This is a genomic window from Pseudomonas sp. Irchel 3A7, from assembly GCF_900187565.1.
In the GTDB taxonomy this organism is placed as follows: Bacteria; Pseudomonadota; Gammaproteobacteria; order Pseudomonadales; family Pseudomonadaceae; genus Aquipseudomonas.
On the sequence record NZ_FYED01000022.1, the window covers coordinates 1 to 23129 of the forward strand.

At 60.8% G+C, this 23129-nt stretch carries 18 protein-coding genes; 9 read left to right on the forward strand and 9 right to left on the reverse strand.

Going from position 1 to position 23129, the window contains the following annotated elements; genetic code table 11:
• The coding region (locus CKW21_RS29145) for a DUF6531 domain-containing protein (protein ID WP_256590341.1) at positions 1-1948 on the reverse strand (1948 nt) is incomplete at its 3' end.
• Between the two features lie 245 nt (positions 1949-2193).
• Between CKW21_RS29145 and CKW21_RS29150 the strand changes: the two genes are divergently transcribed.
• Positions 2194-2889, forward strand: a complete 696-nt coding sequence (locus CKW21_RS29150; RefSeq protein WP_095197267.1) for an HAD-IA family hydrolase — start codon at positions 2194-2196, stop codon at positions 2887-2889.
• Positions 2890-3015: 126 nt separating this feature from the next.
• Here CKW21_RS29150 and CKW21_RS29155 read toward each other — a convergent pair whose 3' ends face one another.
• A complete protein-coding gene (locus CKW21_RS29155) occupies positions 3016-3762 on the reverse strand; it encodes a 3-oxoacyl-ACP reductase family protein (RefSeq protein WP_095197268.1) in 747 nt (248 codons plus the stop codon).
• 125 nt (positions 3763-3887) lie between these two features.
• On the opposite strand from CKW21_RS29155, the gene CKW21_RS29160 reads away from it, so the two are divergent.
• A complete protein-coding gene (locus CKW21_RS29160; protein ID WP_095197269.1) occupies positions 3888-4811 on the forward strand; it encodes a LysR family transcriptional regulator in 924 nt (307 codons plus the stop codon).
• A 130-nt stretch (positions 4812-4941) separates the two neighbouring features.
• On the opposite strand, the gene CKW21_RS29165 is transcribed toward CKW21_RS29160, so the two are convergent.
• The 3 genes from CKW21_RS29165 to CKW21_RS29175 form a co-directional block, all read right to left on the reverse strand.
• Entirely contained in the window at positions 4942-5670 is a 729-nt protein-coding gene (locus tag CKW21_RS29165) for an aspartate/glutamate racemase family protein (RefSeq protein WP_095197270.1), read from the reverse strand.
• A 57-nt stretch (positions 5671-5727) separates the two neighbouring features.
• Complete coding sequence (locus tag CKW21_RS29170; RefSeq protein WP_095197271.1) at positions 5728-7269, reverse strand: NCS1 family nucleobase:cation symporter-1; 1542 nt, start codon at positions 7267-7269, stop codon at positions 5728-5730.
• Positions 7270-7841: 572 nt separating this feature from the next.
• Complete coding sequence (locus CKW21_RS29175) at positions 7842-8582, reverse strand: phosphoadenylyl-sulfate reductase (protein ID WP_095197272.1); 741 nt, start codon at positions 8580-8582, stop codon at positions 7842-7844.
• A gap of 163 nt (positions 8583-8745) precedes the next feature.
• Between CKW21_RS29175 and thrH the strand changes: the two genes are divergently transcribed.
• Positions 8746-9363 (forward strand): bifunctional phosphoserine phosphatase/homoserine phosphotransferase ThrH, encoded by a 618-nt coding sequence (gene thrH, locus CKW21_RS29180; RefSeq protein ID WP_095197273.1) that lies wholly within the window; start codon positions 8746-8748, stop codon positions 9361-9363.
• A 108-nt stretch (positions 9364-9471) separates the two neighbouring features.
• On the opposite strand, the gene pabB is transcribed toward thrH, so the two are convergent.
• The 4 genes from pabB to CKW21_RS29200 form a co-directional block, all read right to left on the reverse strand.
• On the reverse strand, positions 9472-10815 hold the full coding sequence (gene pabB, locus CKW21_RS29185; RefSeq protein WP_095197274.1) for an aminodeoxychorismate synthase component I: 1344 nt from the start codon (positions 10813-10815) through the stop codon (positions 9472-9474).
• 260 nt (positions 10816-11075) lie between these two features.
• Positions 11076-12062 carry an alpha-L-glutamate ligase-like protein gene (locus CKW21_RS29190; RefSeq protein WP_095197275.1) on the reverse strand — a complete coding sequence of 329 codons (987 nt, stop codon included), beginning with the start codon at positions 12060-12062 and terminating at the stop codon, positions 11076-11078.
• Complete coding sequence (locus CKW21_RS29195; RefSeq protein WP_095197276.1) at positions 12062-13597, reverse strand: inactive transglutaminase family protein; 1536 nt, start codon at positions 13595-13597, stop codon at positions 12062-12064. Before CKW21_RS29195 ends, CKW21_RS29190 begins: the two co-directional genes overlap by 1 nt.
• A 5-nt stretch (positions 13598-13602) precedes the next feature.
• Positions 13603-14139 (reverse strand): ATP-dependent zinc protease, encoded by a 537-nt coding sequence (locus CKW21_RS29200; protein ID WP_095197277.1) that lies wholly within the window; start codon positions 14137-14139, stop codon positions 13603-13605.
• Between the two features lie 301 nt (positions 14140-14440).
• On the opposite strand from CKW21_RS29200, the gene CKW21_RS29205 reads away from it, so the two are divergent.
• From CKW21_RS29205 to prpD, 6 genes are all read left to right on the forward strand, one after another.
• On the forward strand, positions 14441-15157 hold the full coding sequence (locus CKW21_RS29205) for a GntR family transcriptional regulator (protein WP_170948764.1): 717 nt from the start codon (positions 14441-14443) through the stop codon (positions 15155-15157).
• Positions 15154-16044 (forward strand): methylisocitrate lyase, encoded by an 891-nt coding sequence (gene prpB, locus CKW21_RS29210; protein WP_095197279.1) that lies wholly within the window; start codon positions 15154-15156, stop codon positions 16042-16044. The genes CKW21_RS29205 and prpB overlap by 4 nt, the downstream gene beginning before the upstream one ends.
• 159 nt (positions 16045-16203) lie before the next feature.
• Positions 16204-17331 (forward strand): 2-methylcitrate synthase, encoded by a 1128-nt coding sequence (gene prpC, locus CKW21_RS29215; RefSeq protein ID WP_095197280.1) that lies wholly within the window; start codon positions 16204-16206, stop codon positions 17329-17331.
• A gap of 204 nt (positions 17332-17535) precedes the next feature.
• Entirely contained in the window at positions 17536-20130 is a 2595-nt protein-coding gene (gene acnD, locus CKW21_RS29220) for a Fe/S-dependent 2-methylisocitrate dehydratase AcnD (RefSeq protein ID WP_095197281.1), read from the forward strand.
• Positions 20131-20187: 57 nt separating this feature from the next.
• Positions 20188-21390, forward strand: coding sequence for a 2-methylaconitate cis-trans isomerase PrpF (gene prpF, locus CKW21_RS29225; RefSeq protein WP_095197282.1), 1203 nt, complete (start codon positions 20188-20190; stop codon positions 21388-21390).
• Between the two features lie 199 nt (positions 21391-21589).
• Entirely contained in the window at positions 21590-23074 is a 1485-nt protein-coding gene (gene prpD / locus CKW21_RS29230; RefSeq protein ID WP_095197283.1) for a 2-methylcitrate dehydratase, read from the forward strand.
• The last annotated feature ends 55 nt before the right edge of the window (positions 23075-23129 follow it).

The window sequence follows — 23129 nt, forward strand, 5'->3', positions numbered from 1 at the left end:
CATTGGTCGCTTCGATCAGCCGGCCACGGGCGTCGTAGCGGTAGCTGACCAGCGTCTGTTGCGTCACCCAGGCCGCTGGCTGGTCGTCGCCGAGGTCAAAGCGCTGGTAGTCGATGGCGATCAAATGGCGGCGGTCGTAGCGCAACAGCAAGCAGCGCCCGGCGCCGTTGTCCAGGCGCTGGATGCGCTCGGCCAGATCGCGCTGCACGCTCAAGCGGTTGCCGTAGGCGTCGCTGATGGCGCTCAAGCGGCCGTCGTGAAAGTGATAAAAACGCGGCGACTCGCCGGCCAGCGCCAGGATCAGCTCTTCAGGATCGTCCCCCCGGTAGATCGCCGCCCGCGACAGGCTGTTGTGGATCGCCGGGCGCGCCAGGCTCGGCAGCGGGAACGGCGTGCGGCGGTTTTCCGCGTCGATCCACAGCACCGTGTCGCCGTCGATCTCCAGGCGCTGGCTCAGCGAATGGCTCCAGCCGAAACCGAGGCCGCTGTCGAGCTCCACGGCGCTGGTGCGATAGAGGCGGGTGAACTCAAAGGGCAAGATACCGTCGAGGGTGCCGTCGCTGAGGGTCAGCAGTTCCTCGCCGCTGACCAGCGACAGCGGGCAACCGTGGGTGGCGGTGTGGGCGGCGGTATCGGCGCTGTCGCCGTTTGGGTTTTTCGCCTGAATCGGCGCGTCGTCGTGAGGTTCCTGCCGGCTCAAACGAGTCGTGGCAGCAGACTTGTTACGGGCAATGGCGACTGGATTATTGATCAAAAGATCGGTCGATCCCGCCGTGCTGATCTGCAATGGAATGGCGGGTGCAGGCTTTAACGGTGCCTTCCGGGCATTCACCGACAATGGCTTGAGCACGCCCGCGTGAGCGCTCAGATCGGAGCGACTCGTCAGCTCCGCCAGCCGCAAACCCGCCGCGGCCAGCCAGCGTCGGGCGCGCTCGGACTTCATTTTGCTGAGTACTTTGGCGCTGATGCCGAGCTTCAAGCCGGCTGGACCGGTCAAGCACACCAGCAGGAAACTGATCAGCAACTCCGTACGAACTTCCGCCACGACTTCGGCGATGTACTGCGGCGGCAACATCTTCAACCAACTGGTGAAGGCGGCCAGATGGATGAACATCAAGGGCTCGTCGCTCAGCACCAGCAACAGATTGGCGATGGACTCGGACGAAGCCGCCAGCAGCGCCTCAAGTTCCGCCTCGGTCAGGTATTCAAGGAGTTTTGCGCTGTTTGCCTGCAGGTCGGCGATCAGGGCGTAAAGCTGCTTCACGTCGTCCCACAAACCGTGCAACGCGTGCTCGACACCCCGCCAATCGGCGTGTCGCAGCAGGCCGTAGCGTTCAATGAAGTCAGCCTCGGAAAACCCGTCCCACAGCGGTTGAAACTCGCTCGCCCACTCCTCGCGCAGCCAGCCTTCCAGCTCACTGACGACGCCTGCGTAAGAGGCATACAGGGCCTTGACGTGATCGGTGGTGACGTTGGGAAAAAAGGTGATGCGATAACGATTGCCACGCCAGCAATCGGAGATTTCGAGGATGCCGCTGGGGCCGATGGTTTCGTGTATCGGTGCGCCAAACACTGGCCCGTCCGGCCCTTCGGAAATCAGCGGTTCGAGCACGACGGGTGTATTGCCGATGGGTATGAAGCGTGCGGCTTCAAACAGATGCACCAGGGTCAGCGGTCCACTGGCGGGGCACTGGGCGACGGTGGAACTGACGGGCGCGCTGGAATGCTTTGGTGCGCTGAGGCGAACGTCGTTGCCGACCTTGAACACCTGCTCGACATCCAGTGCGCCGCCGGTCCAGAAGCTCTCCGCCCAGGCTTCGTAGTTGTTGAGACAGAGGCGAAAATCACCGAGCAGCGCTTCGACGTCCGGCTGCTCCGGGTTCATCGCGGCGACCACCAGCAAGCCGATGGTGTTGTTCAGGGCCAGCAGCTTGTCAGGATCGAACATGCGCAGTGTTTCGCTCGAATGAAGGAGCGCGAAACTCTGCGGCGGATCAATCAGGAAAGAAGTCGGGAAAGGAGGTGTTTCGTGTAGGGCGATTCGTTAAATCATCGGTACCGCATCGAGAGCGCTCGGATTTTGCCCGTTGCTCTATGCCAACCGCGCTCGCTATGCTGCTGAACCCTTTAATCAGTCACTGAGCCGGCCGCACCCGAGCCGCCTGGGATGTCATTGAAAACGGATCAGATGCGATGAATGCAGCGCTCAATGAGTTTGGCCCGATTAAGGCCGTGATTTTCGATATGGACGGCTTGCTGCTGGACACCGAGGGCATTTACACCGAGGTCACGTCCATCATTGCGGGTCGTTACGGGCGGACATTCGACTGGAGCATCAAGCAGAACATCATCGGTCGTGGCGCCGGGGACCTGGCGCGTTACGTGGTCGAGGCGCTTGATCTGCCGATCAGCGCCGAAGAGTTTCTGGTGATCCGCGAACCGTTGATGCGCGAGCGTTTTGCTACCGCACAGGCGATGCCTGGCGCACAGGAGCTGGTGCGGCATCTGAAGGCCAACAACATTCCCATCGCGGTGGGTACCAGTTCTTCGAGCCAGTCGTTTGGTCAGAAAACCACCTTGCATCGGGACTGGTTCGCGCTGTTCGACACCATCGTCACCGCGGATGACCCGGAAGTCGGCGCGGCCAAACCGGCACCGGATATCTTCCTGACGGCGGCGCGACGCCTGGGTGTCGCGCCACAGGATTGCCTGGTGTTCGAAGATTCGCCGTTTGGTGTCACGGCGGCGAAGGCGGCGGGGATGACGGCGATTGCCATTCCGGATGCAGCAATGGCTGATGAAAAGTACGCGCACGCCGATGGGATTCTTCGTACGCTCAAGGCGTTCAGGCCGAGTGCCTGTGGTCTTCCGGCGCTCGATTGGACCTGACGCAAATCCAATTGTGGGAGCGAGCCTGCTCGCGAATAGGGAGTATCAGTCGACATTGATGTTGGCTGACACACCGCTTTCGCGAGCAGGCTCGCTCCCACAGGGGGTGTGGTTGGCTGACCTTTATCAGGCGCCAAAACCACCATCGATAGTCAGGCTCGCACCGGTGATGTAACCAGCCTCGGGACTGACGAGGTAGGCAACGAAACTGGCGATTTCTTCAACTTTGCCGTAACGCCCGACGGCCATCAGGGGGATCAGACTGTCAGCGAAATCACCTTCGGCCGGGTTCATGTCGGTATCGACCGGACCGGGTTGCACGTTGTTGATGGTGATGCCTTTCGGGCCGAGGTCGCGGGCCAGGCCCTTGGTCAGGCCGACCAGCGCCGACTTGCTCATGGCGTAGGGGCCGCCACCGGCGAAGGGCATGCGGTCGGCGTTGGTGCTGCCGATGTTGATGATTCGACCACCCTCGGTCATATGGCGGGCGGCGGCCTGGGTGGCGATGAATACGCTGCGGACGTTGATGGCCAGGGTCTGGTCGAAATCTTCGAGTTTGAAATCTTCCAGTGGGGCGACGGCCAGCACGCCGGCGTTGTTGACCAGGATGTCCAGTCGACCGAAGGTTTCCACCGTCGCGTTCACGGCGTTGCGGATGGCTTCGGCGTCGGCGCTGTCCGCCTTGATGGCCAAGGCTTTGCCGCCGTCGGCGATGATGCTGTTCTGCAGTGCTTCGGCCTTGGCCGTGGAGCTGACGTAGGTAAAGGCAACAGTCGCGCCTTCAGCGGCCAGACGTTTGACGATGGCAGCACCGATGCCGCGGGAGCCGCCTTGAATCAATGCCACTTTGCCGCTGAGGTTCTGAGTAGTCATATCGATCTCCAAAGTCCCGAGGCAGGATGTCCCGGTTGATGGAGCCTAGTATCGATATCCGATTGCACGCTGTGTAGACGGTAATTGCGATAGTCTGTGTAAACCAGAAGTTTATAGTGGCGCCTATGGAAACCTTCAGCAGTATCGAATGCTTTGTTCGCAGCGCCGAGGTCGGCAGCTTCGCCGAAGCCGCCCGGCGCTTGAGCCTGACCCCGGCGGCGGTGGGCAAAAGCGTAGCCAAGCTTGAGGCGCGACTGGGGGTGCGGCTATTCCAGCGCAGCACCCGCAGCCTGACGTTGACGGAGGCCGGCCAGGTGTTTCTCGGCGAAGTCAGTGCCAGTTTGCACACGATCCAGAATGCCGTGGCCAACCTTGCCAGCGCCGAGGGGCGTCCGGCGGGGACGTTGAAAGTCAGCATGGGCACGGTGTTCGGTCGCTTGTACATCGTGCCGCTGCTCGGGGAGTTTTTGCAGCGCTTTCCGGCAATCAACCCGGACTGGCATTTCGATAATCGCCAGGTTGACCTGATCGGCCAGGGCTTCGACGCCGCCATTGGTGGCGGGTTCGAACTGCCCCAAGGCGTGGTAGCGCGCAAACTGACGCCGGCCCATCGTGTGTTGGTGGCTTCGGCCGACTATCTTGCGGCGCGTGAGGCGATCAATGAACCGGACGATCTCAAGCAGCACGAAGGCATCCTGATTCGCTCACCGCAGACGGGCCGCGTGCGTTCCTGGCAGTTGACCAGCCGCAGTCAGCAGCACAGCCCCTTGATCCTGAAAGCGCGGATGACCATGAGCGATTCGGAAGCAGCCTGCGCCACGGCGACCCAGGGCCTGGGCATTGCGCTGGTCAGCATGCCGTTCGCCGTGGGTTATCTGCAGGCGGGGACATTGCAGCGGGTGCTGCCGGACTGGTATGTCGATGACGGCAATATCTCGATCTATTACGCCGAGCACAAACTGCTGCCGGGCAAGACCCGGGCGTTTGTCGACTTCATTATTGAGCAGTTTGCAGAGCAGGGGTTGGCTCAGAGGTTTAGTGCCATCTGAACACGTCTTTGAATCGAGGTGCTCCCATCGCGGGCAAGCCACGCTCCCACAGGGTCAGCGTCGTTCACCGCATCGTGGTACGACGCAAATCCTGTGGGAGCGAGCCTGCTCGCGAAGGGGACGACTCGGTTTATCGGGCAAACCGCCCCGGCCAGCCAATGATGTTCTTCGGCCGCGGCGTCGCATACGTCCGCACCTTGGAAGTGGATAACCCCAACCGCACCAGCGATTCGGCAATGGTCACCGCCGCCGTCACGCCATCCACCACCGGCACGCCGGTGCGCCGGCGGATCTGCTCATCCAGCCCGGCCATGCCGCCGCAACCCAGGCAAATCACTTCGGCCTTGTCCTGGGTCACCGCCAGTTCGGCCTGATGCACGATGGCCTCCAGCGCGCGTTGCGGTTCGTGCTCCAGTTCCAGTACTGCCAACCCGCTGGCCCGCACTGACGCGCAACGATCCCAAAGCCCGGAGAGTTTCAGGCGATCTTCGATCAGCGGCACGGTGCGATCCAGGGTGGTGACCACCGAATAGGCGTGGCCGAGAAACATCGCGGTACTCGCCGCCGCGTCGGTGATGTCCACCACCGGCACGTTGAGCAGTTCCTGCAGACCTTCGCGGCCGTGTTCGCCGTAACCGGCCTGGATCACCGCATCGAAGGGCTGGTCGTAGGACATCACTCGGTCCATGACGGCAATGGCGGCCAGGTAGCTTTCGAAGTTGCCTTCGACGGAGTCGGCACCGAAGTGCGGCGTCAGGCCGACGATTTCCGTGCCGGGGGAAGCAACGGCCTGCGCCGAGCGGGCGATGGCCTGGGTGATGGATTCGGTGGTGTTGACGTTAACCACGAGAATTCGCATGGGAAGTCCTTATAGCGGGGTGGTTCTGCGGCCCGACGCTGCCGGGCCGCGTCGGGATTAGTGGCTGACGTTGTCGACGGCGATGGATTCACCACTGACGTCGGCGTAGTCAGGTTGGCGTTTGGCGATGATCAGATAGAGCATTCCGGCAATCCCGGCACCGATCAGCCAGGAAAACGGCGACACGCTGTGGAAACCAGGTACCAGCGCCAGGATGATGGCGATCAAGGCGGCGGGAATGAACGCCGCCACGGCGCGCAAATTGACGCCGCGGCTGTAGTAATAAGCCCCGTTCGGGTCTTCGCTGTACAACTGCGGCACGTTGATCCGACCTTTTCTTACAAGCCAGTAGTCGACCATGATCACGCCATACAACGGGCCGAGCAGGGCGCCGAGACCGGAGAGGAAGTACACGATCACCAGCGGGCTGTTGTAGAGGTTCCACGGCAGGATCAGTACGGCAATGGCTGCGCTGATCAGGCCGGCGCGGCGGAACGTCAGGTACTTGGGCGCCAGGTTGCTCAGCACGAAGGCCGGGGCGACGAAGTTGGCCATGATGTTGACCGCCACGGTGACGATCAGGAATGCCAGGCAACCGAGGACCAGGAAGAAGGTGTTGGGGATCGAGGCGATGATTTCGGTAGGACTTTCAATAATGTGGCCATTGATCTGAAATTGCGCACCGCAGAGCAGGACGGTAATGGCTGCAAACACCAGAATGTTCACCGGCAGGCCCCAGAAATTTCCGATCTTGATGGTCTTGCGGCACGGCGAAGAGCGGGCGAAGTCGCAGAAATTGAGGATCAGGGTGCCGTAGATCGCCAGCCACAGTGCGCCGCCGGCAAAGATATTGCGCCACATCTCAGCGCCGGTCAGCGGTTCGCGGATCGACCAGGCGATGGTCGCGTTGGCCTGGAAGTACATCCACCCGGCGAGGGCGGCGACGGTCAGCAGAATCACCGGTCCGGCAAACGCCTCGTAACGCCGCACCATTTCCATGCCATAGGCGAGGATCGCCAGTTGCACGAACCAGATCGCGACGAAACACACCCAGCCCAGGGTCGACAAACCGAGGATCGAGTCATGGTCATAGTCGGCGAATCCGGGATGAATGGCGGTCAGCAAGACACGAAACACCACCGAGGCCAGGTACGTCTGAATGCCGAACCAGGCGATGGCGATAACGGCGCGGATCAATGCAGGAATTTGTGCACCGTGGATGCCGAAACTGATCCGGCTGATGACCGGAAACGGCACACCGGTCTTTTGTCCCATGTACCCGGACAGATTCATGAAGCAATACACCAGCGCCGCGCCGATCCCCAGCGACAGCAGAATCTGCCAGCCGCCCAGGCCCAGGGCATACAGGCCGATGGCGAACGAGTAATTGGCAATGTTGTGAACGTCGTTGGTCCACAGGGCGAAGATGCTGTATTTGCCCCAGCGTCGACCTTCAGCCTTGGTCGGTGCCAGGTCGTTGTTATGCAGACGGGGGCTGAGTGCCACGGGGCATTGCAGGGTGTGATCACCGGTGGTTTGAGTGGAAGGGGAGGAGGGCAGATCCAGCGCAATATTGTTGTTGGAGAGGCTTGTACGCATTCCGGCAGGCTCCTGATGCTCGACCCGCGATGACTGTGCATGAGCGTTGGCTCGACAAATCTTCGTCGCGGGTGGCGAATATCATTGGTTACGGGGCATCTGCAGCCTGTACGGGATAGGGCGCTTCAGGCTTGCGGATCTAAAGTGTTTTTATGTTTTGAGGTGATTGTATACAAAACATGTATGCACTTAAGCCAGATCTGTGCCAGTCCTGAATCTATGAATGTCGTTGCTCATTTCGTTTTGTTATCAACGGGCGCTAAAGCGCTGAAAAACGGGCGATATAAGCTGACCGATTGCGCAGGTATTTATTTTTGCGGGTGGATTTTCAGGCGCGCGAAGCAACGCAAGTCAGGCGAGGAAATGTAACTTTTGGGTGCGCAGAAACAAAAAGTGCACACATAAATGGCACTGATGGTGACATTCATGTGTACACATTTATTGGGCAGAAAAATCAAACGGTGGGAGCGAGCCTGCTCGCGAAGGCGTTATGTCAGGCGACACCAATGTTGGATGTACCGCCCCCTTCGCGAGCAGGCTCGCTCCCACATTGGATATCACTAGGTTCCGGATCAGTCCTTGGACTTGCTGATGATATTCCCTGCATGCAGTCCGCATTCTTTCTGCGTCGCTTCTTCCCACCACCAACGCCCTTCACGCTCGTGCTGGTTCGGCAATACCGGGCGGGTGCAGGGTTCGCAACCGATACTGATGAAACCGCGCTCATGCAGGCTGTTGTACGGCAGCTCCAGCATGCGGATGTAACCCCAGATCTCTTCGCTGGTCATTTGCGCCAGGGGGTTGAATTTGTACAGGGTGCGCTCCGGGGTGGAGAACGCGGTGTCGATTTCCATCACCGCGACAGCGCTGCGGGTGCCGGGGCTCTGGTCACGGCGTTGGCCGGTGGCCCAGGCTTTCACGCCGGACAGCTTGCGGCGCAGCGGCTCGATCTTGCGGATGCCGCAGCATTCGCCATGGCCGTCCTTATAGAAACTGAACAGGCCCTTTTCCTTCACGAACGGTTCGAGCTTGGTGTAGTCCGGCGATACCAGTTCGATGTCGATCTTGTAGTGCTCGCGCACCTGATCGATGAAGCGGTAGGTCTCAGGGTGCAGGCGACCGGTGTCGAGGCTGAACACTTTGACGTTCTTGTTCAGCTTCCAGGCCATGTCCACCAGCACCACGTCTTCGGCGCCGCTGAAAGATATCCACAGGTCATCGCCGAACTCGGCGAACGCGAGTTTAAGGATGTCCTGGGCGGATTTGTTGGCATAGGTCGTGGCGAGTTCCACGACGTCGAACGTTGGGCTCATCAGGGCGGCTTCCTACAGGTCGGTGGCGCTGGGCGCTCTATATGGGGCCGATGGTAACAAAAAGCAGCGCCGGCCGGGGTGTCCTCTGCGTTGCGCGGTGGGGGTGGAGCCGCTAGAGTTCGGGCTCGCTCGACTCAATAAACAATACCAATGGGAGTGTCTTGTGGAAATTGCCTGTCTGGATCTTGAAGGTGTGCTGGTCCCGGAAATCTGGATCGCGTTTGCCGAAAAAACCGGGATCGAATCCCTCAGGGCCACTACCCGGGACATTCCCGACTACGACGTGTTGATGAAACAGCGCCTGCGGATACTCGACGAACACGGGCTGAAACTCGCCGATATCCAGGAAGTGATCGCCACGCTCAAACCGCTGGACGGCGCCATCGAGTTCGTCGATTGGCTGCGCGAGCGGTTCCAGGTGGTGATTCTGTCGGACACCTTCTACGAGTTTTCCCAGCCGCTGATGCGTCAACTGGGCTTCCCGACCTTGCTCTGCCATCGTCTGATTACCGACGATACCGGGCGAGTCACTGGCTATCAATTGCGTCAGAAAGATCCCAAGCGGCAGTCGGTATTGGCATTCAAGAGCCTGTACTACCGAGTGATTGCGGCGGGGGATTCCTATAACGACACCACGATGCTGGGTGAGGCGGATGCGGGGATTCTGTTTCACGCGCCGGACAACGTGATTCGCGAGTTCCCGCAGTTCCCGGCGGTGCATACGTTTGAAGAGCTGAAGCAGGCGTTCATCCAGGCGTCGAACCGTACCCTTAGCCTGTAAACACACCCCTGTGGCGAGGGAGCTTGCTCCCGCTCGGCTGCGCAGCAGTCGCAATCGGTTTGGGGGCGCTTCGCACCCCAGCGGGAGCAAGCTCCCTCGCCACAAAAATCAAAGGTTTTGCAGGGTATCGAGCAGTACCTTCACCTTGGTAATCGACTCCTGATACTCCGCCTGCCACTCGGAATCGGCGACGATCCCGCCGCCGCCCCAGCAACACACCTGCCCATCCTTGACCAGCAAGCTGCGTATGGCGATGGAACTGTCCATCTCGCCGCGTACGTCCAGGTACAGCAGTGAGCCGCAATACAACCCGCGGCGGGTCGGCTCCAGTTCGTCGATGATCTGCATCGCGCGAATCTTCGGTGCACCGGTAATCGAGCCACCGGGGAAGCTTCCGGCGATCAGGTCCAGCGCATCCCGGCCATCTGCCAGTTCGCCGGTCACGCTGCTCACCAGGTGATGCACATTGGGGTAGCTTTCCAGGCTGAACAGTTCCGGCACCCGGACCGAACCGGTGCGGCAGGTGCGACCGAGGTCGTTGCGCAGCAGGTCGACGATCATCAGGTTTTCCGCGCGATCCTTGGGGCTGGCCAGCAGTTCGGCGGCATTGGCCGCATCTTCGGCCGGAGTCAGGCCGCGAGGGCGCGTGCCTTTGATCGGCCGGGTTTCCACATGACGTTCGCTGACTTTGACAAATCGCTCAGGTGACAGGCTCAGCACCGCGCCACCGTCGGGCAAGCGCTGGAAGCCGGAAAACGGCGTCGGGCACGCCAGCCGCAGCGCGCAATACGCCGCCCATGGGTCACCCTGGCAGGGCGCGCGGAAACGCTGGGCGAAGTTGACCTGATAGCAGTCACCGGCCTGGATATATTGCTGAATGCGCTCGATGGCTTGCCGATACTGATCAACGCTCAGGTCGGGCTTCATGGGCGCTTGCAGTGTGAACGACTCGACCGCTTCAGCGGCGGGCTGGCTGAACAGCTGGATCAGGCGTTGACGCTCGCTGTCGGCCAGCGTCGGGTGAAACACCAGTTGACTGGTGGCCTGGTGGTGATCGCTGATCAGCGCCCAGTCGTACAGACCGAAACGCGCGTCCGGCAATTGCAGGTCGTCCTGCGCCTGGTGTGGCAGATTTTCCAGGTGGCGGCCGAAGTCGTAGCTCAGGTAGCCGATCAAGCCGCCCGCGAACGGCAACTCATAGGGTGCCGGCAACGATGCTTCACCCAATCGCGTCAGGTTATCGCGCAGGCGTTGCAGAAAACTGCCGCCACGTTCGTCAGGCGCTACCGTCAGTTGTTCCAGCGGCCAGGCGCTGAGCAGGTCAAACCGGCCACGCTCGGCGCTGGGGCGGCCACTGTCGAGCAGTACGGCACCGGGGGCATGACGGATGGCCGCGAAGTAGTCGGCGGGGTTGGCGCGATAGGGCAGGGGGTGTACGGAACAGGTCAGCATGGGCGGGTTGGATCGGCCATCGAGGCGGGGTGGCGATTGTAGTCCCCTCGGGGAATTGCTCCTAGAGGGGATGTCGGGGATTGGCATTTTGCGATTCTGCGTGAAACCTCTGGCGAGGGAGCTTGCTCCCGTTGGGCTGCGCAGCAGCCCCCAGGGTTCTTCAGTCCCGCCGAGTAGTCTGGGTTTGCGACTGCTTCGCAGCCGAGCGGGAGCAAGCTCCCTCGCCACAAAAAGCAGTGGCACCCCTCAAAAAGCAGAAGTCAACCCTCAACCGGCGGAATATGCCCGAACATCTCCTGCACAAACGCCATACGCTCTTCGACGGTTTCGGTCACGCCGCGAGCTTTCAGCTCTTCCAGCCGCGCCTCGACCGCATGGGTGCGCAAGGTCAGGCCGCAATCATTGGCAATCTGGATGTTCAAGCCCGGTCGGGCGTTGAGCTCGAGGATCAGCGGGCCTTTTTCCTGGTCGAGCACCATGTCGACACCGATGTAGCCCAGGCCGCACAACTCATAGCAACCGGCGGCGAGTTTCATGAAACCGTCCCAGTAGGGCAGTTGCACGCCGTCCACCGCGTTGGTGGTGTCCGGGTGTTTGGTGATGATGTTGTTCAGCCAGGTGCCGCGCAGGGTCAGGCCGGTGGCAAGGTCGACACCGACGCCGATGGCGCCCTGGTGCAGGTTGGCCTTGCCGCCGGACTGGCGGGTCGGCAGGCGCAGCATGGCCATGACCGGGTAGCCCATCAGCACGATGATGCGGATATCGGGCACGCCTTCGTAGCTGATGCTTTTGAAGATCTGGTCTGGAATCACCCGGTACTCGATCAGCGCCCGGTCGCGGTGCCCGCCGAGGGAATACAGTCCGGTGAGGATGCTGGAAATCTGATGTTCGATTTCCTCGTGACTGATGATCTTGCCGGACACCGTGCGATAGCGCCCCTCGAAGCGGTCGGCGATCACCAGGATACCGTCGCCGCCCGCGCCCTGGGCCGGTTTGATCACGAAGTCGCTGCGCTCGCCGATGATCTCGTCGAGCTTGTCGATTTCCTTCTCGGTGGAGATCACCCCGTAGAGTTCCGGCACATGGATGCCGGCGGCGATGGCGCGTTCCTTGGTGATGATCTTGTCATCGACAATCGGGTACAGGCTGCGCTTGTTGTACTTGAGCACATAGTCTGCGTTGCGCCGATTGATCCCCATGATGCCCCGCGCTTCCAGGGCCTTCCAGGTCTTCCAGAAACCGAACATCAGGCATCAGCCTTTTTCAGGAAGGCCTTGAAACGCACCAGTTCGGTCAGGCGGTAGCCGCGATAGCGACCCATCGCCAGCATGAAGGCCACCAGGATCAGCAGGATCGCCGGGAAGGTGAACACGAAATACACCAGTTCCGGCACGCTCATGATCAGGTGTGACAGGGTGGCGGCGAACAGGGTGCCGATCGCCACTTTCATGGCATGGCTGGCGCCACGTTCTTCCCAGGTGATCGACAAGCGTTCGATGGTCATGGTCAGAATCACCATCGGGAACAGCGCCACCGACAGCCCGCGCTCCAGGCCGAGTTTGTGGCTGAAAAGGCTGATGGCCGCGATCAACACCACCACGAAGGTCAGCACCACCGACAGCCTCGGCAGCATTTGCAGTTTCAGGTGTTCCAGGTAGGAGCGCAGCGACAGTCCCAGGGCCGTGATGATCGTGAACAGCACGATGCCGAAGCCGAGCTGGGTTTCGCGAAAGGCCAGGGCGATCAGTACCGGGGTGAAGGTGCCGAGGGTCTGCAGGCCGATCAGGTTGCGCAGGATCAGGATCACGAGCACGCCGATCGGGATCATCACCATGATCATGAACGTTTGCTGGGTTTGCAGCGGCAAGCCGTACAGCGAGTATTCGAGGAAGTTGGCGTCGGTGTTTTCGTCGGTCAGCTTGGCCAGGCGAATGGCGTTCATTTCGCTGTTGTTCATGCTGAAGGTGACGGTGGCTTTCTTGCCGCCATCGACGGTGATCAGGTTTTCATCGCCGGTCCACCACAGCAGGCGGTCAGTCGGCAGGCCCTGTTCGCCGGTTTCCGGGTTGAAGTACAGCCAGTCGGTGCCGTTGAAGCTGCGCAGCCAGAGTTCCGGGGTTTGCGGTTGATCGGCCACCAGGCGAATGGTGTGGACCTTTTCCACCGGCACATGGGCGATGGACAGCACCAGTTCAACGATCCTGGCCTTTTGCGCGGTGGACGGATCGCCTGCCAGCAGCAGCTTCACGTTGTCGTCGTTGACATTGTTGACACGCTTGATCGCTTCGCCGACGAAGGTTTCGACGTCGGCCGAGTGTTGGCGGATCGGCGCGAGCAGGGCTTCGGCGGCGATTTTTTCCGGGCCCTCGATGGCGATGCTGTCGCGGAAAGTCGGCCCTTTGATCTTGGTTTTTTCGGCGCTGTAGCGCTTGGTCAGCACCAGGCGGTAATACAGGGTCTGGTTGCCTTTGGCACGACGTGCCGACCAGGTGACCTTGCGGTTGCCGTCGACGCGGTTGACCGCCACCCCATAGTTATTGGAGATGAAGCTTTCGTTGAGGCTGACGTAGTCGCGGCTCAACGGCGGCACGAACATCTGGATCTTGACCGGGTCCTTGGCACTGGCGACGAACTCGACCTTGGCGTCGATGTTCCACAAGTCGTCGGTGGCGTCTTCGGTCACGGGAATGCCCAGCACGAAGATCTGATAGGCCGTGACTGAAATGCCCAGCACCACCAGGATGGCGATCAGCATTTTCAGATGAAGGGTAAGAGAGCGCATTGGAATTACTCTGCGGTATGAGCGTCGGTGGCGCAGGCGGGTTTGCCGGCAGCGTATTTAAGACTGGGGTCGACCAGTGCATCGAAGCGTTTGAGCGCTTCGGAGCCGATCAAAAGCGGGTATTGGAACGCGCTGCGGTCGGTCAGGTTCACTTCGATGCTGCGTAAGGCCGAGCCCATGCAGATATCCAGTTCGATCACCGGACGGGCGGTGTACTTCTTGCCTTCTTCCGGATCGTAGTCACCGGCGCGGCGCTTGATCTTGCTGACGCGGGCCAGCGGTCGTTCGATCGGGTGCGAATGGGCGGCGTCGATGGCCAGATAGAAGCGTACCCAGGATTCGCCATTGCGTTTGAAACGCTTGATGTCGCGGGCACTCAGGGAAGCGGTTTTCGCCCCGGTATCGAGTTTGGCGGCGACTTCAAGGTCGATGCCGCCCAGCGACGCGTACTCATTGAGGCCATACACAGTCTTTTCCCCCGCCACTGCAAAACCGGGCAGGCAAAGAAAATAAAGGAATGTGGAGAAGGGCTTGAGTCTCATAAATCCTGGTGCGCAGCGGTCCGTATTTCGATTCAAGACCCTGGCATTGCTGCGCAAGCTCCTCGTATGCCTATCAGCTATTTATGACAGACAGTGCAGATGTGACAAACAAATGCGGGCGGCATTCTAGCACGGTGGCTTGATGGCGCCAGCGCTGGCGGGCGGCTATAACCAGAGCTGCTGCATCTTGTTGGTGCAAGCGGTTATTAGACGATTGTCGACAATATCGATTTATCCTTTGACTGTTGACGCTGATTTCGCTAGTTTTTGTGGCATTGGTTTTGAAGGTGTCGACAATATGCTGGAGCAACTCGATCCGCCGCTTAGCGTCCAGGACGATTCGGAAACACTCTCCGAGAACGTCTTCCGGCGCATTCAGGCGGCTATCGTCAAGGGCGAGATCGCTCCTGGCAGCAAAATTTCCGAGCCGGAGCTGGCCCGTACCTATGGCATCAGCCGCGGTCCGCTGCGCGAGGCCATCCACCGCCTGGAGGGGCAGCGCCTGCTAGTGCGCGTACCGCACGTCGGGGCACGGGTGGTGTCGCTCAATCACGCGGAGCTGCTGGAGCTCTACGAAATCCGCGAATCCCTTGAAGGCATGGCCTGTCGTCTGGCGGCCGAACGCATGAGTGTCGAAGAAATTGACGAACTGCGGCGCGTCCTCGAAACCCACGAGCGCGATGAAGCGTTCCAGGCTGGCCGAGGCTATTACCAGCAGGAAGGCGATTTCGACTTCCACTACCGAATCATCCAGGGCAGCGGTAACCGCACCCTGACGCAAATGCTCTGCGGCGAGCTCTATCAATTGGTGCGCATGTATCGCATCCAGTTTTCCACCACGCCCAATCGCCCGCACCAGGCCTTTGCCGAGCACCACCGAATTCTCGATGCCATCGCCGACCGTGACGGTGAACTGGCCGAGTTGTTGATGCGCCGTCACATCGGCGCTTCCAAACGCAACATCGCCCGTCACTACCAGGACGGCGCCAATCCGACAGCCAAACGAGGTGAGTCATGAGTTCCAACAAGAGCACTCCAGGCCAGCGTTTCCGCGATGCGGTCGCCAGCGAGCATCCATTGCAAGTGGTCGGCGCGATCAACGCCAACCATGCGCTGCTGGCCAAGCGTGCCGGTTTCAAGGCGATTTACCTGTCCGGCGGCGGCGTCGCTGCCGGCTCCCTCGGTGTGCCGGACCTGGGCATTACCGGTCTGGATGACGTGTTGACCGATGTGCGCCGCATCACCGACGTCTGCGATCTGCCACTGCTGGTGGACGTGGACACCGGTTTCGGTTCCTCGGCGTTCAACGTCGCCCGTACCGTCAAGTCGATGATCAAGTTCGGCGCGGCAGCGATTCACATCGAAGACCAGGTCGGCGCCAAGCGCTGCGGTCACCGTCCTAATAAAGAAATCGTTTCGCAGCAGGAAATGGTCGATCGCATCAAAGCGGCCGTCGATGCCCGTACCGATGACAGCTTCGTGATCATGGCTCGCACCGACGCCTTGGCCGTGGAAGGCCTGGAGTCCGCTCTGGATCGCGCGGCGGCGTGCATCGAGGCTGGTGCCGACATGGTATTCCCGGAAGCCATCACCGAACTGGAAATGTACAAACTGTTCGCCAGCCGCGTGAAAGCACCGATCCTGGCCAACATCACCGAATTCGGCGCGACGCCGCTGTACACCACCGAGCAACTCGCCGCTGCCGACGTGTCGCTGGTGCTGTACCCGCTGTCGGCCTTCCGCGCCATGAACAAGGCGGCGGAAAACGTCTACACCGCGATCCGCCGCGACGGCACGCAGCAGAACGTCATCGACACCATGCAGACGCGCATGGAGCTTTACGATCGCATCGACTACCACACCTTCGAGCAGAAGCTCGATGCGTTGTTTGCCGCGAAGAAGTAATGAACACCCTGTACCTGTAGGAGCGAGCTCGCTCGCGATGGACCTCAACGATAACGCTGTGTCCCTGATGCACAGCGGTGTGCCGTCCACCTTCGCGAGCAAGCTCGCTCCTACAGAAGAGATTGGTTTCCCTAACAAATTCAAAAATTGGAGACAGCAATGGCCGAAGCAAAAGTACTCAGTGGCGCCGGGCTCCGTGGCCAGGTTGCCGGGCAAACCGCACTGTCCACCGTGGGCCAGTCGGGCGCAGGGCTGACCTATCGCGGCTACGACGTTCGCGAACTGGCGGCTGACGCTCAATTCGAAGAAGTCGCTTACCTGCTGCTGTACGGCGAACTGCCGAGCAAAACCCAACTGGCGGCCTACATCAGCAAGCTGAGCAAGCTGCGCGACCTGCCGCAAGCCTTGAAGGAAGTGCTGGAACGCATCCCTGCCGACGCCCATCCGATGGACGTGATGCGCACCGGTTGCTCGTTCCTGGGCAACCTCGAGCCGGAGAAAGACTTCTCCGAGCAACACGACAAGACCGACCGCCTGTTGGCCGCGTTCCCGGCGATCATGACCTACTGGTATCGCTTTAGCCATGAAGGCCAGCGCATCGATTGCGTGAGCGACGAGGCATCCATCGGCGGTCACTTCCTGCACCTGCTGCACGGCAAGAAACCGAGCGAATTGCACGTCAAGGTGATGAACGTTTCGCTGATCCTCTACGCGGAGCACGAGTTCAACGCCTCGACCTTCACCGCGCGGGTCTGCGCTTCGACGTTGTCCGACCTGTTCTCCTGCGTCACCGCGGCCATCGGTTCGTTGCGCGGTCCGCTGCACGGCGGCGCCAACGAAGCGGCGATGGAAATGATCGAGCGTTTCGCGTCGCCGGAAGAGGCGATCAAGGGCACCCTCGGCATGCTCGAGCGCAAGGACAAGATCATGGGCTTCGGCCACGCGATCTATAAGGACAATGATCCGCGTAACGAAGTGATCAAGGGCTGGTCGAAAAAACTCGCTGACGAAGTGGGCGACAAGGTGTTGTTCCCGGTCTCCGAAGCCATCGACAAGACCATGTGGGAGCAGAAGAAACTGTTCCCGAATGCCGACTTCTACCATGCCTCGGCGTACCACTTCATGGGCATCCCGACCAAGTTGTTCACACCGATTTTCGTCTGCTCGCGCCTGACCGGCTGGGCTGCCCATGTGTACGAACAACGCGCCAACAACCGCATCATCCGCCCGAGCGCCGAGTACGTCGGCGTCGAACAGCGCAAGTTCGTGCCAATCGAACAACGCTGAATGGTGGGGGCCGAGCACTGATCCAGAGGTTCACCGAAAACCCTGTGGGAGCTGGCTTGCCAGCGATGACTGAGTCACATCCAACACTGATGGTGACAGACCCACCGCTATCGCTGGCAAGCCAGCTCCCACAGGGTTCAGTGTGAATTTCAAGGTCGGTACCAGGCCCCACCCTTTGTAACTACCGTGACCGAGTCCTGACCGATGAACACAGAATTCCGTAAACCGCTGCCCGGCAGCCATCTGGATTACTACGACGTCCGCGCGGCGGTCGAGGCCATCCAGCCCGGCGCCTACGACACCCTGCCGTACACCTCCCGCGTGCTGGCGGAAAACCTTGTGCGTCGCTGCGACCCGGCCACGCTCACCGAATCCCTGAAGCAATTCATCGAACGCAAGCGCGACCTCGATTTCCCATGGTTCCCGGCCCGCGTGGTGTGCCACGACATCCTCGGCCAGACCGCACTGGTGGACCTCGCCGGCCTGCGTGACGCCATCGCCTTGCAAGGCGGTGACCCGGCGCAAGTGAACCCGGTGGTGCCGACGCAACTGATCGTCGACCACTCCCTGGCCGTCGAGCGTGGCGGCTTCGATCCCGAGGCGTTCGAGAAGAACCGCGCCATCGAAGACCGTCGCAACGAAGACCGTTTCCACTTCATCAACTGGACCAAGAAGGCGTTCAAGAACGTCGACGTGATCCCGCCGGGCAATGGCATCATGCACCAGATCAACCTGGAGAAAATGTCTCCGGTGATTCAAGTGCGCGACGGCGTTGCATTCCCCGACACCTGCGTCGGCACAGACAGCCACACCCCGCACGTCGATGCGCTGGGCGTAATCGCCATTGGCGTCGGTGGCCTGGAAGCCGAGAGCGTGATGCTGGGCCGCGCGTCGTGGATGCGTCTGCCGGAAAGCGTTGGTGTCGAACTGACGGGCAAGCTGCAGCCGGGCATCACCGCCACTGACATGGTGCTGGCGCTGACCGAATTCCTGCGCAAGCAAAAAGTGGTCGGTGCATGGCTGGAATTCTTCGGTGAAGGCGCATCGGCCCTGACCCTGGGCGACCGCGCCACCATTTCCAACATGGCCCCGGAGTACGGCGCCACGGCGGCGATGTTCTACATCGACCAGCAGACCATCGACTACCTCAAGCTGACCGGTCGTGAAGACGAGCAGGTGCAGTTGGTCGAGAACTACGCCAAGCAGGTCGGCCTCTGGGCCGACAGCTTGAAGGGCGCGCAGTACGAGCGCGGCCTGACCTTCGACCTGTCTTCGGTGGTGCGCAACATGGCCGGCCCGAGCAACCCGCACGCCCGTGTGGCGGTTTCGGATCTGGCGGCCAAAGGCATCTCCGGCCAGTGGGAAGACGTACCCGGTCAAATGCCGGATGGCGCGGTGATCATCGCGGCCATCACCAGCTGCACCAACACCAGCAACCCGCGCAACGTGATCGCTGCCGGCCTGCTGGCGCGCAACGCCAACAAGCTCGGCCTGACCCGCAAGCCATGGGTCAAATCGTCTCTGGCGCCGGGTTCGAAAACCGTGGCCCTGTACCTGGACGAAGCCGGCCTGACCGATGAACTGGAGCAGCTCGGCTTCGGCGTCGTGGCCTTTGCCTGCACCACCTGCAACGGCATGTCCGGCGCGCTGGATCCGGTGATCCAGCAAGAGATCATCGACCGCGACCTGTACGCCACTGCCGTACTGTCCGGCAACCGCAACTTCGACGGCCGGATTCACCCGTACGCCAAGCAAGCGTTCCTCGCCTCGCCACCGCTGGTGGTCGCTTATGCCATCGCCGGCACCATCCGTTTCGACATCGAAAAAGACGTGCTGGGCGTGGTCGATGGCAAGGAAATCCGCCTGAAAGACATCTGGCCAAGCGACGAAGAAATCGACGCCGTGGTGAAAGCGTCGGTCAAACCGGAGCAGTTCCGTCAGGTCTATATCCCGATGTTCGCCATTCACGAAGACACCGGCCCGAAAGTCGCGCCGCTGTACGACTGGCGCGAGATGAGCACTTACATTCGCCGTCCGCCGTACTGGGAAGGTGCGCTGGCCGGGGCACGTCCGCTCAAGGGCATGCGCCCGCTGGCGGTGTTGCCGGACAACATCACCACCGATCACCTCTCGCCGTCCAACGCCATCATGCTGGACAGCGCCGCCGGCGAGTACCTGGCGAAAATGGGCTTGCCGGAAGAGGACTTCAACTCCTACGCGACTCACCGGGGTGACCACCTCACCGCACAACGCGCGACCTTTGCCAACCCGAAACTGTTCAACGAAATGGTCCAGGAAAACGGCAAGGTCAAGCAGGGTTCGCTGGCGCGCGTGGAGCCGGAAGGCCAGGTCATGCGCATGTGGGAAGCCATCGAAACCTACATGGACCGCAAGCAGCCGCTGATCATCATCGCCGGCGCCGACTACGGTCAGGGTTCGTCCCGCGACTGGGCGGCCAAGGGCGTGCGACTGGCGGGTGTGGAAGCGATTGCCGCTGAAGGTTTCGAGCGCATTCACCGCACCAACCTGGTGGGCATGGGCGTGTTGCCGCTGGAGTTCAAGCCGGGTACCAACCGCCACACCCTGGCCATCGACGGCAGCGAAACCTACGACGTGATCGGCGATCGCACGCCGCGCGCCGAGCTGACGCTGGTGATCCATCGCAAGAACGGCGAGCGTATCGAGGTGCCGGTGACTTGCCGCCTCGACACCGCCGAAGAAGTGTCGATCTACGAGGCGGGCGGCGTGTTGCAACGCTTCGCCCAGGACTTCCTCGAAGAGTCGGCGGTTGCCGTCTAACACTGGCTGTACGGGCACGGGACTTTGGGTCCCGTGTCTGTTTTTGAAGGAGCACTCATGTCTCACGCAGCTCATTTTGCCAAGCAGATCAAGATTCCCGCCACCTATATGCGCGGCGGCACCAGTAAAGGCGTGTTCTTCAGCCTCAAGGACCTGCCCGAGGCGGCACAGGTTCCAGGCCCGGCCCGCGATGCGTTGTTGTTGCGCGTCATTGGCAGCCCAGACCCCTACGACAAGCAAATCGACGGCATGGGCGGCGCGACCTCCAGCACCAGCAAAACCGTGATCCTGTCGAAAAGCACCAAGGCCGATCACGACGTCGATTACCTGTTCGGTCAGGTGTCCATCGACAAGCCTTTCGTCGACTGGAGCGGTAACTGCGGCAACCTCTCGGCGGCGGTCGGTTCGTTCGCCGTCAGCAATGGCCTGGTGGATGCCAGTCGCATTCCGCAAAACGGCGTTGCCGTGGTCCGTGTATGGCAGGCCAATATCGGCAAGACCATCATCGCCCACGTGCCGATCACCAACGGTGAAGTGCAGGAAACCGGCGACTTCGAGCTCGACGGTGTGACCTTCCCGGCTGCCGAAGTACAACTCGAATTCCTCGACCCGGCAGCGGAAGAAGAGGGTGGCGGTGGTTCGATGTTCCCCACCGGCAACCTGATCGATGAGCTGGAAGTGCCGGGCGTCGGCACGCTCAAAGTCACCATGATCAACGCCGGCATCCCAACCATTTTCGTCAATGCCCAAGACATCGGTTACACCGGCACCGAATTGCAGGGCGCGATCAACGGCGACCCGAAAGCGTTGTTGATGTTCGAAACCATCCGCGCTTACGGCGCACTGCGCATGGGCCTGATTTCGAACATTGACGAAGCGGCCAAGCGGCAGCACACGCCGAAGGTGGCGTTTGTCGCCAAGCCTGCGGACTACGTGGCGTCCAGCGGCAAGGCGATTGCCGCCGGTGATGTCGACCTGCTGGTACGCGCGTTGTCCATGGGCAAGCTGCACCACGCGATGATGGGCACCGCAGCGGTGGCGATCGGTACGGCGGGGGCGATTTCCGGTACTTTGGTCAACCTCGCGGCGGGCGGTGTCGAACGCAATGCCGTGCGTTTCGGTCACCCGTCGGGCACCTTGCGCGTCGGCGCCGAAGCCAGCCAGGTCGACGGCGAATGGACCGTGAACAAAGCCATCATGAGCCGCAGTGCGCGGGTGTTGATGGAAGGCTACGTCCGCGTGCCGGGTGATTCTTTCTGATCGAGTACTGAACCCTTGTGGGAGCGAGCCTGCTCGCGAAGACGGGGTGACATTCAACATGGATGTCGACTGATACGCCGCTTTCGCGAGCAGGCTCGCTCCCACAACTGATCGCATTTCAAAATAAGAAAGTAATCATCCGCTGAGATTGCCTTGAACCGAGGTCCCATCAACGAACCACTTACAGAGTGAATCGAACATGAGCGCCAACGTTGACCTGAACAATCGTCCGGACTATGACCAGGTCCTGCAGGACATTGCCGATTACGTCCTCAACTTCAAGATCGAATCCACAGAAGCCCTGGACACCGCCCGCAACTGCCTGATGGATACCCTGGGGTGTGGTCTGCTGGCGCTGCGCTTTCCCGAATGCACCAAGCACCTGGGACCAGTGGTCGAAGGCACTGTCGTGCCGTTCGGCGCGCGGGTTCCCGGCACCAGTTATCGTCTGGACCCGGTTAAAGCCGCGTGGGACATCGGCTGTATTGTGCGCTGGCTCGACTACAACGACACCTGGCTCGCCGCCGAGTGGGGGCACCCCTCGGATAACCTGGGCGGCATTCTCGCGGTGGCCGACCACCTGTCACAAAAACGCCTGGCCAATGGCGATGCACCGCTGACCCTGCGCGTTGTGCTCGAAGCCATGATCATGGCCCATGAAATTCAAGGCGTGATCGCTCTGGAAAACTCGTTCAATCGTGTCGGCCTCGATCACGTCATTCTGGTGAAAGTCGCCTCCACCGCGGTCACTGCCAAACTGATGGGGGCCAACCGCGAGCAACTGTTGTCGGCGTTGTCCCACGCCTTTGCCGATGGCCAGGCGTTGCGCACCTATCGTCATGCGCCGAATGCCGGGTCGCGCAAATCCTGGGCGGCCGGTGATGCCTCAAGCCGTGGGGTGCGTCTGGCAGACATCGCGATGCGGGGCGAGATGGGTATTCCCGGTGTCTTGAGCGCCAGGCAGTGGGGCTTCTACGACGTATTGTTCAGCCACACCAATAACGATCTGGCGCTCAAGGCCGACGACAAGCGCGCCTTCAGTTTCTCCCGCCCGTACGGCAGCTATGTGATGGAAAACGTGCTGTTCAAGATCAGTTTTCCCGCCGAGTTCCACGCGCAAACCGCCTGCGAAGCGGCGGTGACCCTGCACCCGCAAGTCCGCAACCGGCTGCACGAAATCGACAAAATCGTCATCACCACCCACGAATCGGCGATCCGCATCATTTCCAAGGTCGGCCCGCTGGCCAATGCCGCCGACCGCGATCACTGCATCCAGTACATGACCGCGGTGCCGCTGGCCTTCGGCAATCTGGTGGCCGAATACTACGAAGATGACTTCCACAGGGCGCATCCGATCATCGATGTGCTGCGCGACAAAATGGTCATCGTCGAGGACCCGCGTTACACCCGCGAGTACCTGGAAGCGGACAAACGCTCCATTGCCAATGCGGTGCAGGTGTTTTTCAAGGACGGTTCCAGCACCGAGAACGTGGTGGTTGAGTACCCGATTGGTCACCGTCGGCGCCGTACGGATGGTATTCCGTTGCTGGAGGACAAGTTCAAGGCAAACCTGGCGACGCGCTTCACGGCACAGCGATGCGAGGAGATATTTACCCTGTGCAAGGATCAGGCGCGGCTTGAGGCAACGCCGGTGAATCGGTTTGTGGATTTGTTTGTTATCTGAAAGACCGCGTTATCGTTCTTCGCGAGCAGGCTCGCTCCCACATTTGACCGCCTTC